Consider the following 14,875-nt stretch of genomic DNA (forward strand, 5'->3'; position numbering starts at 1 on the left):
ATTTATATAATATTTAGAATTTAAAATGGGGGAAAAATGATGAAGGATAAGAGAATAGATATAGGAGTTAAGGCATTAATTTTTAATAACGATAAATTTTTAGTGATGCATAATAAAGGAGTAGAAGAGGATCTATGGGAACTGCCAGGGGGACGTATGGAATTTGGTGAAACAGCAGAAGAAACTTTAAAACGAGAAATGCTGGAAGAAACCGGATTAGCAGTTAAGCCAATAAAGTTACTAGACACATGGAGCTTAATTAGAGAAGACTATCAAATTGCAGGCATCATTTACTTATGTCAATTTGAAGAAGGAGAAGTGAGATTATCAGATGAACATGATGCATTTAAATGGATTAGTACAGATGAGGAATCACTGCAAATGATGTATGATGATTTTAAAATAAGAATGTTAAATTGGAATTGGGATGAAATTAGAGGGGGAAATTATGTATATAGAGTTAGATAAGGATGAGTATCAAATTGTAAGAAAATATTTTAATTTTAATTTTCAGATTCCTGCTGTAGCAGTTATCAATAAAGATTTTCCAGGAAAGATTTATGTAGATAATAAAGAAAATCCTAAAGGGATAATTGTGTGGGCTATATCAAGATGGGCTTATGCGTATTTTGAACTAGAAAATTTAAAAAGGAATAGAGAATTTTTTAAAGAGCTTATGATAAAAGAAATAGCACCTATTATAGATAGCTTAAAAGAGCAGTATTTTGAAGTGTATTCCCTGAATGATGATTATGATAAAATATTAGAAGAAGAAATAGAAGGGTTTTATCTATATAATAAACACTATGAAAATACATTTATCTTAAATGAAGAAAAATTTAATGGATTAGGTCTGAAAAATACTGATGGAGATGTACTGGAAAAGAGTTTTCCAATTATACCAGAAGAATATAAGAATCATTTTAAAATAACTGGGATGAATAAAGAAACAGAGGGCATGATTTTCATAGTTGAGGAGAAAACAGTATCTCAGTGTGTAAATAACGGATTTGAATATGATAACAAATACTTTATAGACCTTGATACTTTTAATGAAAAAGAAAGAAATAAAGGTTATGCGTCAATAGTAGCATATGAATTAATAAAAAAACAAAAAAATAAAGGTATGAAACCGCTCTGGGAAACTAGGGAAGACAATATACCGTCTTTACGGGTAGCTGAAAAACTTGGATTTGAAAAATCAGAAAGATATCCTGTGTATATATGGAAGAAAGCAATTAAGAAGTAAAGAAATTTGCCTAATGTTATGCTAGGTAAAAATAATAAATGCTTGGGAGATATAATATGGTGAAGTTTACTTTAGTTAAAGAAGAAGATATTAAGAAAATCAGTGATTTTATAGCAAGATTAAATAGAAAAGAAGAAAGTCATATTGCTTATTGTGGTGATGATAGTGAAGAAATAGAGAATTCATTAAAAGAAGATATAACGGATATTCAATTTGATAAAAGTTTTGTAATTGCTACAGAAGAAAATAAAATAGTTGGTGTATTAGGATTTGATGCAGATATGGAAAGGAATAATGCTGAAATCTGGGGACCTTTTATCGAGAATGGGAAATGGAGCATTGCAACTGATATGTGGGACAAGATGTTACAATTGATTCCTAAGGAAATAGTAACGACTAGTATGTTTGTCAATAATAAAAATTATAATTGCCTAAAGTTAGCAGATATCCTTGGTTTTAGTAAAAATAGTGAAGAAATCATATTGGAATTTAAAAGAAGTGATTTAAATAATTTAGATGAAGTATGTTTGATAGAATTGGCTGTAGAGGATTTTGAATCTATGAAAGAGCTTCATGATAAAACTTTTCCCAATACCTATTATGATGGAGAAGAAATAATATCACGATTAAATAATCATAGAAAAGTATTTGTCTGTAAAGAAGCTAAGGAATTAACTGGATATATTTATGTTGAGGCTGAGCCTGAATTTGATGAAGGAAGTATTGAATTTTTTGCAGTGAATGAATCACAAAGGGGTAAAGGAATAGGATGTTATTTATTAACCATGGCATTAAGATGGCTATTTTCATTTAATTCTATAGATTCTATTAATCTTTGCGTTAATTCAAAAAATGAAAAGGCAATTAATCTATATAAAATGGCAGGTTTTAAAGAAAAACACCAGTTAAGTTACTTTATAAAGAGGGGATAGGAGGAGCTACATGAAATTGATTCTAATATTTGGACCACAAGCAGTTGGCAAAATGACAGTTGGACAGGAACTTGAAAAAATAACTGGACTAAAGCTTTTTCATAATCATATGACAATTGAATTGGTATCCCATTTTTTTAGCTATGGTTCAAAGGAAGGAAAAAGGTTAGTCAGTTTATTTCGCCAAGAAATATTTGAAGAAGTAGCAAAGAGTGATTTGGAAGGATTAATATTTACCTATGTATGGGCATTTGATATGCAAGAGGATTGGGATTATATAGATAAGGTATGTAATATTTTTCAATCTAGAGGTGGCGAAGTATACTTTGTAGAGCTAGATGCAGAGTTAGAGGAAAGATTAGAGCGGAATAGAAGTCCTCTTAGATTAGAACATAAACCAACTAAGAGAGATATAGAGTTTTCAGAAAGAGATTTAATAAGCACAATGGAGAAACATAGGCTGAATTCAATAGAGGATGAAATTAAAAAGGAAAATTATATTAGAATAAATAATACAGAGTTAAGTCCATTAGAAGTAGCCCAAATGATTAAAAAGAGGTTTGAATTATAAATGCACTGAGTATAAATATAGTTAAGGTTATAACTTAGCAGAAAGAATGGAGGGACATAATTGAAAATATATATAACTAGACACGGTGAAACCAAATGGAATAAAGAAGGAAGAATGCAGGGATGGCAGAATTCTGACTTAATCGAAAATGGTGTTGAAGGTGCGAAAAAACTTGGATATAGATTAAGAGATATCGATTTTGATTGTATATATTGCAGTCCTTTAGGTAGGGCTGTAGCTACAGCAGAGTATATTAGACAAGATAAAGATACAGAAATAATTTTAGTTGATTCTCTTAGGGAGATGGGATTTGGAAAATGGGAGGGAATGGAGCATGATACTATAAAGGAATTGTATCCGACAGAACATTTTAATTTTTGGAATAGACCCCATTTATATAGTCCAATTGAAGGAGAAAGTTTTGAGGAGTTATTTGAAAGAGTGAAAGGTATATTAAATCAGATAATTAGCAATTCATCATTAGAGAATGTTTTAATAGTATCTCATGCAGTTGTTATTAAGGCAATTTATGCTATTATAAAAAAATATCCTTTAGAAGAGCTATGGACTCCTCCTTTTTTACAAGGTACTTCACTTACTATAGTTGAAGTGGAAGAGAATGAAATCAATATCATATTGGAAGCTGATACTTCCCATCTAGAATAATGGGAGAATGGAGGGATAATTAATGTTTAGGCATGTAATTGATGATAATATTGAATTAAGATTAGTTGACATGGATCATTCAGAGGAGATGTTTAAATCAATTGATTCAAATAGAGAACATTTGAGAAAATATTTACCATGGGTTGATATTACTAAATCTTCAGATGATACGAAAGCATTTATAGAAAGCAGTAAAAAGCAATATGCTGCAAATAATGGTTTTAATGCTGGTATATGGTATAAGGGAGAGTTTGCAGGTGTTATAGGATATCACGATATAAATCATAGTAAAAAAGAAGTGAGTATAGGCTATTGGTTAGATGAAAAATATATAGGTAAAGGAATAATGACAAAAGCATGTAGGGAATTTATTGATTATGCATTCAATACCTTGGAATTAAATAGAGTAGAAATTAGATGTGCAGAAGATAACCTTAAGAGCAGAGCTATTCCAGAGAGACTTGGATTTACTAAGGAGGGTGTAATCCGAGATGGAGAATTGCTTAATCATGGCTATGTAGACTGTGTTGTCTATGGAATATTGAGAAGAGAATGGAATAGGTAGCATTACCAAATTAAATCTTATAAGGGGGTTACATTATGGCAAAGTTAGTTAATCTGCAAATTAATCAACTTCCAGAAGTTAGAATCATAGGTAAAGCTGTATATTTGGAGATGGATATGAAAGAAAATCCTATTCCTGAATTTTGGGAGAAGTGTTTTGAAGATGGTACTTTTACTAGATTAGAAGAGCTAAAAGAATATCATATTGACAGTTCTTATGTCGGTTGGATGGGTGATTGGGGAATAGATAATGGAAAATTCACATACATTTGCGGCATGCTTATGAAAACAGAAGCTCCTGTACCAGAGGGATTTATTTATAGAGATATTCCTTCTTCAAAAGTAGCCATAGGATGGATTCAAGGACTAGAAAAGGATGTTTATCCAGTATCCCATGAGTTTACACAAAAGGCAATGGAAGAAAAAGGATATAGGTTAGATGAATCTGCTTCTTGGTGTATGGAACTATATAGTTGCCCAAGATTTACAACCCCAATGGATAATGGAGAAATAATTTTAGATTATTATATACCCTGTAAGACAGTATAAATTAGATAATAGAAATATCCTATATTCTTAAATATTTGGAGCAAGACATGTGAAAGGATATGATTGTAGTGGAAACATTTAACAATATAAATAATGAAAAGACTAATCAGCCTAAGTATATAGATATAGATACAGATTTACGTTTAAGGAAATTTGATGGTAAATTTGATTTTGCCTTGGAATGGTATAAAGACGAAGAAACAGTGAAACTAGTAGATGGAGAAGATGCTGAGTTATATGATACTGATAGACTTAAAAGGATGTATGATTATTTAAATGATAAGGGAGAACTGTATTTTATTGAGGTTAATATAGGCAATGAATATACCCCAATAGGAGATGTGACATTTTGGAAAGAAGATATGCCAATAGTAATAGGAAATAAAAATTATTGGGGGAAAGGAATAGGATACAAAGTTATTAAGGCCTTAATACAGAGAGCAAAGATACTGGATTATGATAAAATATATGTTAATGAAATATATTCATATAATATAGCATCACAAAAAATCTTTGAAAAAGCAGGATTTAGAAAGTACAAAGAAAATAAAAATGGATATTCCTATATTTTAGAATTAAAATGATGATCTATAAATTTAAAATTGAAGAAATTACAAATTAGTGTAAAATTAGAGAAGCATTTTATAACATAATAAAGATGGGGATTTTATAAAAGGAATGAATAGAGTAATAATTGCTTTAGCTATAAGGGGGAAATATAACTAATAATAAAAACTGAAATATTAATATATGAAACACAATAGATAGCAATTGCTATCTATTTTTTTATTTATTTATTGAATAATGAAGATGAAAGTGCTAACAATATTTATAACATAATGGGAAGGGCGTTGTTTTAAATGCTGATTAGTTATTTTATGAGGAAAATTGTATTTTGGCAAAATCATAATAATCGAGAACATGATAATGAGGATTATTTAGATAAAGACATATCAAGTAATTTAGAAGAAAATATAGAATTTTTTAAGGCGATTTTAGGTAATAGTAATGATATAAAATACATGAATTCATGTTTGGTGATTGCTGTGAGTTTAATGGAGCACTAATATATATTGATGGACTTGTAAATAATCTTGAAATTACAGAGAGCATATTAAAACCTATTATATTAAATAAAGATTTTAAAGAAGATATGATGGAAAATTTAAAGATAAGAGATTTTAAAAAATGTATTATTTGTTCAGGAGATATTGGGGAAAGCAACAGATATTCAGATTTATTTAAAGGATGTCTTTCAGGAAATACAATATTATTAGTAGATAAGTTATCTACAGGATTAATTGTTAGTACAAAAGGATGGGAGAAAAGAAGTGTTACAGAACCTCAGACAGAATCTGTAGTTAGAGGACCAAGGGAAGGCTTTACTGAAGATTTTAGGACAAATACCTCTCTTCTAAGAAGAAGAATTAAAAGTCCTAGATTCAAAATGGAAAATATGATAATTGGGAAAAAAACATACACACATATATGCATTGCATATATAGAAGGAATAGTAAAACCAGAAGTGCTTCAAAAGCTAAGAGATAGATTAAGGAATATAGATGTGGACTCTATAATAGATTCAAGTTATATAGAAGAATATGTAGAGGATTATCCATTTTCAATATTTTCAACAATAGGATATAGTGAAAAACCTGATGTGATTGCTGCCAAAATACTTGAAGGACGTGTTGCTATAGTAGTAGATGGGAGTCCTTTTGTACTAACAGTTCCAATGCTATTTGTAGAAAGTTTTCAAACAGCAGAGGATTATTATGTAAGACCAATATATGCATCTATCATTAGAATGATGAGATTCTTTGCATATTTCATTGCAATATTTGCAGTTCCAGGTTTTATTGCATTAACGACTTTTCATCAAGAATTAATTCCAACAACTCTTTTATTTACAGTAGCAAATGCTAGAGAGGGAACCCCATTTCCAGCTTTATTAGAAGCATTAATAATGGTAATATCCTTTGAAATATTGAGGGAAGCTGGTTTGAGATTACCTCGTCCTGTGGGTCAAGCAATTAGTATAGTAGGTGCTTTAGTCATGGGAGATGCTGCAGTATCTGCTGGAATAGTGGGGGCACCTATGGTTATAACTGTTGCAATAGCAGCTGTAGCTGGATTTATAATACCAGAACAATCAGATTCTATCTCTATACTTAGGATAATTATGATGATACTAGCATCTGTATTGGGAGGATTTGGGATAGCCATAGGATTTTTAGGTATGCTTGTACATCTATCTATATTGGAACCTTTTGGTATACCATATTTTGCATCTATAGAATTTTCAAAAGATCAACAGGATAGTTTTGTTAGATTACCACTTTGGATCATGGAGGATAGACCAGAGGAATTAACTTATATAGACAAGAATAGGAAAAAAACTTTTATTCCTCCAGACGGAGAAAATAATAAAGAAAAATAGAGGGCAGCATATGAAAATAAAAAAAACAAAATTATTTAAAATCATTATAATTATATCAATTGGATTTATTCTAGTAGGGTGCTGGGATAAGAAAGAATTGGATACTATTTCAATAGTAACTGGTGTTGGTATAGATGCAGCAAATGATGAGGATAAAATTGATCTTATATTGCAAGTAGGAAAAATAAACAAAAGTAATTCTGATTCATTTAGAGGTGAAAGTGTTACTGATGATTCAATAATTTTGGCAACAGAAGATAAAGGTATATTATCTGCCATAGATAAGCTTCAGAAGCAAACTACTAGAGATTTATTTATGCATCATAATCAAGTAGTTATATTTGGAAAAGAGCAGACAATAAAAGGAATTCAGCCTTATATAGATGCACTTCTCAGACAACATGATATGCGAATGGAAACCTTAGTATTTATGGCAGAAGGTAAGGCTAAGGATATTCTTCGTAACACTATGGAGCAGGAAAAGATATCTTCTTTAGGAATTACTAGAATGGTTGAAGCGGCTAATAGGTATTATGAATCTTATTCAATTAGAATACTGGATCTTACCTCTATGATAATTGATAAAACTACAGCTCCTGTGATTCCTATAGTGAAATTACAGGATAATGGAGAATATTTAAGGCTATTTTTATCTGGATTGGCTGTTCTTAATGATGGAAAACTCATTGGTCAATTAAATGAAACCGAAACTAGGGGATATACTTGGATTATGGATAAATTTAAAAATACTTTTATAGAGGTAAATATAAAAGAGGGTTTTTCAAACCTAGATATAACCAATATTAAGCATAAGATGAAACCTGAAATTAGAAATGGAGGTGAATTAGTGATATCCTTGGAGATTATTGGAGATATAATAATTTCTGAGATACAAGGATTTAATAATATGACTGTGAAAGAGGTAACAGACATATTAGTGGAAGAAGGGAAAAAAACAATAAATAAAGAGATACAAGCTTGTTTGAATAAAAGTCAAGAGTTAAACGCAGATTTTCTAAGATTCGGTGTGGAATTCTATAAAAGATTTCCTAAAGAATCAGAGCAAATAAAAAATGATTGGGATAGTATGTATCCAGAAATTAAATTATCTACAAATATTAAATTAAATTTAATAGATACTGGTAAGATTGTAAATTCTTTAAATATGAAAGAGGGAAATTAGATGCAAATAGACAAAGGGAAAATTTCAGGGATTCAATTTATGTTTACTGTAGCTTGTTTTATACAATCTTCATCTTTGCTGACATCGTTTTTTACATCTATAACAAAGCAAGACTCGTGGATAGTTGTGATATTAGGCTTTGTAATGTCAATACCTTCTTTACTGATATACACATACATTATGAAAATATTTCCAGATAGAAATTTAATGGAGATTAATAATATAGTTTTCGGTCCTATTATAGGAAAAGTGGTTTCAGTTCTGTATTTATGGTTTTTCTTAACATTATCCGCTTTAAATACAAAGGACTTGGGAGACTTTGTACAAAAAACAACAATGCAAAATACTCCCCCCATAATTATTTTAGTAGTATTTATTTTATTATGTGCTTGGGCGGTAAGAAACGGAGTAAAAGTTGTGACTAGATATAGTATGTTTTTTACATTAATTGCAATATTAATAGTTCTATCGACAATTTTTTTTACTATAAACCAAATGAAAATAGATAATTTTTTACCTATGTTAGAACAACCTAAAATGGTATATATTCAGGGGACTCATATTATATCAACTATTCCTTTTGGAGAACTTATAGTGTTTTTAATGATTAATCCAAACTTAGAAATTGAGCCTAAGAAAAGAAGAAAATATTTTTTTTATGGATTTATAGTCGGAGGTCTGACTCTATTAACTATAGTTCTTAGAGATACGGCAGTACTAGGAAATACAATAAAGATATTTGCTTTACCACCTTTTGAAACTCTTCGGTTGATAAGTATACATTCTGCACTGAGTAGAGTGGAAGTTCTTTTTGCAGTTAGTCTAATTATGCTTATGTTTTTTAAAATTTGTATATTATACTATGTTACAGTTATGAGCATTGCATATATATTTAAACTACAATCATTTAAATCTTTGGTCATAAGTGTAGGAATAATTATTATAATATATTCCTTTAATATATATCCTTCAATAATAGCACATATTAATTCAGCAAGTAAAACAGCTCCGTTTGAATGGTTTATGTTTGAAACCATTTTACCGCTTATTACCATAATGGTTGCTAGAATTAGAAAATTACCTAAATTGAAAAAAGGAATGATTTAATGTTATATGTGTTAGTAGTATTTATAATAATAGGATTTATGGATTTGGGAGGATTAATAAAATCAAATAAAAAAAAAGAATTTAAAGTAACTCTTTTAGTAATTGCTGTAGCTTTCATTTTATCTACTCTATATGCATTAGATTATAGATTGCCTAGCCCCATGCTTGCATTAGACAAATTTGTCAGAGAAGTGTTAGGATTAGGGTATTAATAAATAACTATAAAAATTGGTTCTTGATACCAAATTTTATAGTTATTTATTTTTAGATACTTTTATTAAATTCTTCAGCAAGTATTGCCAAAATATTGTATAATTTAGACAATGACTGCTATCTTAGTTTGTTAAGGGGGAGATTCTAATGAATATAGAAACCTTTTCAGAGGCATTGACTAAAGTTTATATTGATAATCCATGTAGAATTCAGGCTACTGCTTTATGGAAAACACTTGAACAAATTGGTAATTTCCATAGCAATTTTACAATAGAAAAAGATGAGGTGAAAAGCCTAAAGCTTTGGAATAAAAGAATGTTACATACATTTTGGAATACAAATAAAAATTATATAGATGAGCAAGATTTAGGGCAATTTAATATGATTCTGGTTCATCAATCTCAATTTAATGACAATATAAAAGAACAATTCCCAAATAAAAAATCATATTTCAAGCTGCTACATAATAATAAAGATATTATAGATATCAGTATACCAGAAAACTATTATATTAGAGAAGTTGATATTAATACAGAGATACAAATGGTTTCAGATTTAATATGTAATTGTTATGATGATATCAAGCCAAATGTGGACGAAGTACTAAAATGGACGAAACATCCTGTATTTCATAATAATTTATGGATATGGATAATAGAGAAAAAAATAGAAAAGCCAGTTGCACTTGGAATTGCTGAACTAGATATGAATATTAAAGAAGGAGCATTAGAGTGGATCCAGGTATTACCATCTTATCATGGAAATAAACTAGGTAAGGTATTGGTTATAGAGCTATTGAAACGGTTAGAACCATATGCTGACTTTACTATAGTCTCAGGAGAAGTAGATAACATAACCAATCCGGAAAGGCTATACAGAAGTTGTGGGTTTGTTGGAGATGATACTTGGCATATTATGAGAAGATGACATAGATTAACTCTATCAATAGGGAAGAAGATTATGAGTAATATAGCAACAAAGGTGAGTAATTTCACAAAGTCTTATGGAGACTTTATAGCTGTAGATGATATAAGTTTTGAAATAAAATAATGGATATGTATTAATGATTATCAACAAATATAAATCTCTCTTTTAATCCTATAATTTCTTTGTATTTATCTATAGCCTTTGATATAATAAGTTTTTATTTATCTTGGTATCTATTTAAATTAGAGAATAAAATATCAAAATCTAAAGGAAATATAAGAGATTTAGGTGCATTAATACCCTTTATTTTAGATCAATATTTTTATAACGAATAGGAAGTTCTACTTAATTCTTTATATCAAGAACTTGATCTAAATGAGTTTGAGGTAGATTGCTGAAATCTTTGATTTGGTGCAAGTTACTTATGCAGTAGCCAAGAAAAACTACCTATAATGCTTTGTAGAAGCTTTTATTATTAGAATTTATATATTTGGAGGAATTTTTATGATAATTTGGATTAATGGAGCATTTGGAAGCGGAAAAACCAATGCAGCATATGAATTAAATAGGCGGATAGAGAATTCATATGTATATGATCCAGAAGAAATAGGGTATTTTATTAGAGATAATATACCTAAAGAATTGAAACTAAATGATTTTCAAGACTTTCCAATTTGGAGAGACTTTAATTATCAAATGCTTGAATATATGAGCAAACATTATAATGGTATTATCATTGTACCCATGACAATGACAAGTGATTTATATTATAATGAAATACTGGAAAGATTAAGGCAAAGAGGTGCTAATATTAAACACTTTACTCTGATGGCTGATAAAGAAACATTAGTTAAAAGATTAAGAAAAAGAGGAGAGGGTAAGAATTCATGGGCTGCTAAACAAATAGACAGATGTATAAATTCTTTAGATAATCCTACTTTTAAAGAGCATATTGACACAAACAAAATGACAGTTTATGAAGTAGTTGATTATATAGGTAAGTCGTGTGAGGTGGATTTGTTACCTGATAATAGAAACTTAACTAGGAAAAAACTAGATAAGTTTAAAATATGGCTTAGACATATGAGACTATTGAAGTAACATTATAAAGTACCCGAATGGTTGCTCAATCAAGGTCAATTGGTGTAAAATTATAGAAAGTAGGGAACTCTATGAAAGCATATGTAGGAATTAAATATTATAAAGATTATAGAAATATGGCAATTATTGATAAGATTTCATCAGCTCTTGAAAAAGTAGGATATAAGACTAGTTGTATTGTCAGAGATATACAAAACAATGGCCAAGTTGAATATAGTCCATATGAGCTAATGCAATTAACCTTTAAGGAAATTGATGAATGTGATTTAGTTATTATTGAATTAAGTGAAAAGGGAGTAGGTCTAGGTATTGAAGCGGGATATGCTTTTGCACGAGGTATACCAATTATTACCGTAGCCAAGCAGGGGTCAGATATATCTGAGACATTAGAAGGCATATCTAAAAAGTACTTTTCTATGATGATGGTCAAGAAATGGATGGGTTATTTAATAAATTTGTATAAATAAAATGTAATAGGTAAATGGAGGTAATATTGTGTATGATATTATAATCATAGGCGGCGGACCAGCAGGAGCAACATTAGCAAGGTTAATTGGAAAAGATTATAAGGTCCTAGTATTAGAAAGAAGGGATTTTCAGGAAAGTTACGAATATAACAGAGTGAAGCCCTGTGGCGGATTAATAGCACCAGACGCTCAATTAATGCTGGCAAAGTTTGGATTAGGTGTGCCTAAGTCTGTTCTTATGAGTCCTCAGCTATTTGCAGTTCGTGTTTTAGATTTTGACAATTCCAATGAAAGATATTATCAGAGAAACTATATTAACATAGATAGAGAAGGATTTGATAAATGGCTAGCTAGTTTGATACCATCCCAGACCGACATTATCTATAATTGTATGTATAAATCTTATAAGACTACTGATGATGGTGTTATAGTAAAGTTTATTTACAATGGAAAAGAATGTGAAGAGAAGGCAAAGATAATAGTCGGTGCAGATGGAGCATTTTCAAAAGTCAGGAAACAAGGATTTAAGAGTTTCCCCGATCCTAACATTTACATATCTATACAAGAATGGTTTAAGACTGATTGTGATTTAGATTATTATGGTGCAATCTTTGATAGGGAGATAACTGATTTTTATTCTTGGACTATTCCAAAAGAAGATCATCTGATTGTAGGTTCTGCATTAAGGCCAAATGACAATGTGCATAAAAAGTTTCAATTATTAAAGGAAAAATTAAAAAAACAGGGATTTAGATTAGAGAATAGTATTAAGATAGAAGGAACACATTTATTAAGACCTAAGAAATCAAATCAAGTATGCACTGGTAACAATCAAATTGCATTAATTGGAGAAGCTGCTGGTTTTATAAGCTAGCTCTGCTGAGGGATTAAGTTATGCTTTTAGAAGTTCCTTAGCACTTGCAAAGGCATTAAGAGAAGATTTTTCCAAATATAATATATTATATAACTCCTACACTAAATCATTGCTATGGAATATTAGAATGAAGAATATAAAGATCCCTGCTATGTACAATAAACATTTAAGAAATCTTATTATGAAGACAGGAGTGTTAAGCGTTAAAGTAGAAAATTTCGAAAAAAGATATTAAGATGATATAGGCATAAGGTAGATGAGAAGATAGGAGAAGAAGATTTAATTCAACCAACAGATTTTGAAGTACTAGATAGTTCCTTTGAACTTATTAAATACATTGAAAATGAAGGTGAGAGAGGCTTTTTAGTGAGATATGTTTTTAAAAAGGAATAAAGGGAAAAACGGGGAAAGCAGCTTTAATAGCCCAGATATAGGGTATAAAATAAAGCAGAGGTGATATTATGAGTTTATTAAGAAGTATTTTTGGACCAAGTCAAGAAGAAATATGGAGTCAATTTGCAAATGAGATAGGAGCAGATTTTATAAATGAGGGATTTTGGAAATCCAAAAAGGTAGTTGCTAGATTTGAAAATTGGGTGGTTACATTGGATACATATACACAATCCACTGGAAAAACAAGTACAACATACACTAGGATAAGAGCACCTTATGTAAATAAAGATGGGTTTAATTTTAAGATATATAAAAGTGGATGGTTTAGTGAAATAGGAAAAACTTTAGGTATGCAGGATGTAGAAATAGGATATGCAGAATTTGATGAGAAATTTATTATAAAAGGAAATGATGAGGCAAAACTAATAGAACTATTTTCAAGTGATAAGATTCGTGAACTTATAAGTTCTCAAGATAATATATATCTTGAAGTAAAAAATGATGAAGGTTGGTTTGGTACGGATTTTCCAGAAGGAGTTGATGAGCTTTATTTCCAAACCATGGGAGTAATTAAAGATATTGAAAGACTTAAGAGTTTATATATGCTATTTGCGTTGGTATTAGACAAACTTTGTATAATGGGTTCGGCATATGAGGAAGGCCCAGAGATTACATTGAAGTAAAAGACAAATATAGCTAGTATTATATTTGGAAGCTGATATTTCATATTTAGAATGATAGTATTGTTAAATTCCAAAACATGAGAAAAGAGGGAGAAAATGTTTTTTGTATTTGGAATATCTACAAAGGAAAAGAGTATTGATTTTGTTCAAACTATGATATGTCCAAATTGTAGTTCTTATGGGCGATTGGAAGTTTTTATGACTTATACATATTTTAGTTTGTTTTTCATTCCAATTTTTAAATGGAATAAAAAAATATTATGTAAGAAGTACTTGTTGTGGTAGTCTATTTACTATAAATGAAGATTTAGGGAAAGCTATTGAAAGAGGAGAAAAGAGTAGGATTGATGAATCTGAATTATATCCTATAAATATAAATTATAATAAGGAGCAAGTTTGTCCAAATTGTAATTATTCAATTGATACTGATTTTGAGTATTGTCCTAAATGCGGAAGAAAGCTTTAATAAGGTGTTATAGGAAAATATAGAAAATATGATATTATGAATTTAGATGAAATATGGGGGGAGAGCTGTGTGGAATAAATTAGATAAACCATGGCAAGAAGCTTTTAAGTTAGCATGGGAAGCTTATAAAAGAGGAACAATACCAATTGGATGTGTAATCACATCAAAAGATGGCAATATAGTATCTAGAGGGAAAAATCAGATTTTTGATGAAATAAGTGACAATTCAATTGCAGGAACTAATATGGCTCATGCTGAGATAAATGCAATGCTAGGATTGAGAGAGAATAATCATCCTGATATAAGAAGTTACATATTATATACAACTACAGAGCCTTGTCCCATGTGTTTTGGTACAATGGTCATGATGAATATACGAAACATACAATACGGAGCACAAGATAGATTTGCAGGTGCTGTATCATTAAACGATAAACTTGATTATATTAAAAATAAGAAAATAGTCGCGAAAAAGGAGAAGATGAGATAG

General features: G+C 29.8%; 19 protein-coding genes and 1 pseudogene. All 20 read left to right on the top strand.

Annotated elements, in window-relative coordinates; all coding sequences use genetic code 11:
* The first annotated feature begins 39 nt into the window (after positions 1–39).
* The 20 genes and pseudogenes from CIW83_RS13990 to CIW83_RS14080 all read left to right on the top strand — a co-directional run bounded on the left by CIW83_RS13990 (position 40) and on the right by CIW83_RS14080 (position 14,875).
* The gene (locus CIW83_RS13990; RefSeq protein WP_158220131.1) at positions 40–468 is read left to right on the top strand and encodes an NUDIX domain-containing protein; all 429 of its coding nucleotides are present in this window, start codon (positions 40–42) and stop codon (positions 466–468) included.
* Complete coding sequence (locus tag CIW83_RS13995; protein ID WP_158220132.1) at positions 449–1,249, top strand: GNAT family N-acetyltransferase; 801 nt, start codon at positions 449–451, stop codon at positions 1,247–1,249. The genes CIW83_RS13990 and CIW83_RS13995 overlap by 20 nt, the downstream gene beginning before the upstream one ends.
* 56 nt (positions 1,250–1,305) lie before the next feature.
* Positions 1,306–2,181, top strand: coding sequence for a GNAT family N-acetyltransferase (locus CIW83_RS14000; RefSeq protein WP_094902211.1), 876 nt, complete (start codon positions 1,306–1,308; stop codon positions 2,179–2,181).
* 10 nt (positions 2,182–2,191) lie between these two features.
* The gene (locus CIW83_RS14005) at positions 2,192–2,752 is read left to right on the top strand and encodes an AAA family ATPase (protein ID WP_094902213.1); all 561 of its coding nucleotides are present in this window, start codon (positions 2,192–2,194) and stop codon (positions 2,750–2,752) included.
* Positions 2,753–2,812: 60 nt separating this feature from the next.
* Complete coding sequence (locus CIW83_RS14010) at positions 2,813–3,418, top strand: histidine phosphatase family protein (protein ID WP_094902215.1); 606 nt, start codon at positions 2,813–2,815, stop codon at positions 3,416–3,418.
* A gap of 22 nt (positions 3,419–3,440) precedes the next feature.
* The gene (locus CIW83_RS14015; protein WP_094902217.1) at positions 3,441–3,983 is read left to right on the top strand and encodes a GNAT family N-acetyltransferase; all 543 of its coding nucleotides are present in this window, start codon (positions 3,441–3,443) and stop codon (positions 3,981–3,983) included.
* Between the two features lie 35 nt (positions 3,984–4,018).
* Positions 4,019–4,531: a GyrI-like domain-containing protein gene (locus CIW83_RS14020; protein ID WP_094902219.1), complete on the top strand. Its 513-nt coding sequence runs from the start codon at positions 4,019–4,021 to the stop codon at positions 4,529–4,531.
* 68 nt (positions 4,532–4,599) lie between these two features.
* Positions 4,600–5,115 (top strand): GNAT family N-acetyltransferase, encoded by a 516-nt coding sequence (locus CIW83_RS14025; RefSeq protein ID WP_158220133.1) that lies wholly within the window; start codon positions 4,600–4,602, stop codon positions 5,113–5,115.
* 276 nt (positions 5,116–5,391) lie between these two features.
* Positions 5,392–5,598: a hypothetical protein gene (locus CIW83_RS23060; RefSeq protein ID WP_201259893.1), complete on the top strand. Its 207-nt coding sequence runs from the start codon at positions 5,392–5,394 to the stop codon at positions 5,596–5,598.
* Positions 5,562–6,971: a spore germination protein gene (locus CIW83_RS14030; RefSeq protein ID WP_201259894.1), complete on the top strand. Its 1,410-nt coding sequence runs from the start codon at positions 5,562–5,564 to the stop codon at positions 6,969–6,971. The genes CIW83_RS23060 and CIW83_RS14030 overlap by 37 nt, the downstream gene beginning before the upstream one ends.
* Positions 6,972–6,981: 10 nt before the next feature.
* Positions 6,982–8,154: a Ger(x)C family spore germination protein gene (locus CIW83_RS14035; RefSeq protein ID WP_094902223.1), complete on the top strand. Its 1,173-nt coding sequence runs from the start codon at positions 6,982–6,984 to the stop codon at positions 8,152–8,154.
* Positions 8,155–9,261, top strand: a complete 1,107-nt coding sequence (locus CIW83_RS14040) for an endospore germination permease (protein ID WP_094902226.1) — start codon at positions 8,155–8,157, stop codon at positions 9,259–9,261.
* A complete protein-coding gene (locus CIW83_RS14045; protein ID WP_094902228.1) occupies positions 9,261–9,473 on the top strand; it encodes a hypothetical protein in 213 nt (70 codons plus the stop codon). The genes CIW83_RS14040 and CIW83_RS14045 overlap by 1 nt, the downstream gene beginning before the upstream one ends.
* Before the next feature lie 148 nt (positions 9,474–9,621).
* On the top strand, positions 9,622–10,401 hold the full coding sequence (locus CIW83_RS14050; protein WP_094902230.1) for a GNAT family N-acetyltransferase: 780 nt from the start codon (positions 9,622–9,624) through the stop codon (positions 10,399–10,401).
* 504 nt (positions 10,402–10,905) lie between these two features.
* A complete protein-coding gene (locus tag CIW83_RS14055) occupies positions 10,906–11,502 on the top strand; it encodes an AAA family ATPase (RefSeq protein WP_094902232.1) in 597 nt (198 codons plus the stop codon).
* A gap of 71 nt (positions 11,503–11,573) precedes the next feature.
* The gene (locus CIW83_RS14060; RefSeq protein ID WP_201259895.1) at positions 11,574–11,969 is read left to right on the top strand and encodes a hypothetical protein; all 396 of its coding nucleotides are present in this window, start codon (positions 11,574–11,576) and stop codon (positions 11,967–11,969) included.
* A gap of 28 nt (positions 11,970–11,997) precedes the next feature.
* Positions 11,998–12,843 carry an FAD-binding protein gene (locus tag CIW83_RS14065; RefSeq protein WP_201259896.1) on the top strand — a complete coding sequence of 282 codons (846 nt, stop codon included), beginning with the start codon at positions 11,998–12,000 and terminating at the stop codon, positions 12,841–12,843.
* 461 nt (positions 12,844–13,304) lie between these two features.
* On the top strand, positions 13,305–13,919 hold the full coding sequence (locus tag CIW83_RS14070; protein WP_094902234.1) for a DUF3137 domain-containing protein: 615 nt from the start codon (positions 13,305–13,307) through the stop codon (positions 13,917–13,919).
* 153 nt (positions 13,920–14,072) lie between these two features.
* Positions 14,073–14,385 (top strand): annotated as a pseudogene (locus tag CIW83_RS24920) (zinc ribbon domain-containing protein).
* Positions 14,386–14,452: 67 nt separating this feature from the next.
* A complete protein-coding gene (locus CIW83_RS14080) occupies positions 14,453–14,875 on the top strand; it encodes a nucleoside deaminase (RefSeq protein ID WP_158220134.1) in 423 nt (140 codons plus the stop codon).

This window comes from Tissierella sp. P1 (assembly GCF_002266425.1).
GTDB classification, from domain to species: domain Bacteria; phylum Bacillota; class Clostridia; order Tissierellales; family Tissierellaceae; genus Tissierella; species Tissierella carlieri.

Excerpts from the sequence above, each read along its gene's own strand:
- CIW83_RS13990 (WP_158220131.1), top strand. The coding sequence starts at position 40 with ATGAAGGATAAGAGAATAGATATAGGAGTTAAGGCATTAATTTTTAAT.
- CIW83_RS13995 (WP_158220132.1), top strand. The coding sequence starts at position 449 with ATGTATATAGAGTTAGATAAGGATGAGTATCAAATTGTAAGAAAATAT.
- CIW83_RS14000 (WP_094902211.1), top strand. The coding sequence starts at position 1,306 with ATGGTGAAGTTTACTTTAGTTAAAGAAGAAGATATTAAGAAAATCAGT.
- CIW83_RS14005 (WP_094902213.1), top strand. The coding sequence starts at position 2,192 with ATGAAATTGATTCTAATATTTGGACCACAAGCAGTTGGCAAAATGACA.
- CIW83_RS14015 (WP_094902217.1), top strand. The coding sequence starts at position 3,441 with ATGTTTAGGCATGTAATTGATGATAATATTGAATTAAGATTAGTTGAC.
- CIW83_RS14020 (WP_094902219.1), top strand. The coding sequence starts at position 4,019 with ATGGCAAAGTTAGTTAATCTGCAAATTAATCAACTTCCAGAAGTTAGA.
- CIW83_RS23060 (WP_201259893.1), top strand. The coding sequence starts at position 5,392 with ATGCTGATTAGTTATTTTATGAGGAAAATTGTATTTTGGCAAAATCAT.
- CIW83_RS14030 (WP_201259894.1), top strand. The coding sequence starts at position 5,562 with ATGTTTGGTGATTGCTGTGAGTTTAATGGAGCACTAATATATATTGAT.
- CIW83_RS14035 (WP_094902223.1), top strand. The coding sequence starts at position 6,982 with ATGAAAATAAAAAAAACAAAATTATTTAAAATCATTATAATTATATCA.
- CIW83_RS14040 (WP_094902226.1), top strand. The coding sequence starts at position 8,155 with ATGCAAATAGACAAAGGGAAAATTTCAGGGATTCAATTTATGTTTACT.
- CIW83_RS14045 (WP_094902228.1), top strand. The coding sequence starts at position 9,261 with ATGTTATATGTGTTAGTAGTATTTATAATAATAGGATTTATGGATTTG.
- CIW83_RS14050 (WP_094902230.1), top strand. The coding sequence starts at position 9,622 with ATGAATATAGAAACCTTTTCAGAGGCATTGACTAAAGTTTATATTGAT.
- CIW83_RS14055 (WP_094902232.1), top strand. The coding sequence starts at position 10,906 with ATGATAATTTGGATTAATGGAGCATTTGGAAGCGGAAAAACCAATGCA.
- CIW83_RS14060 (WP_201259895.1), top strand. The coding sequence starts at position 11,574 with ATGAAAGCATATGTAGGAATTAAATATTATAAAGATTATAGAAATATG.
- CIW83_RS14070 (WP_094902234.1), top strand. The coding sequence starts at position 13,305 with ATGAGTTTATTAAGAAGTATTTTTGGACCAAGTCAAGAAGAAATATGG.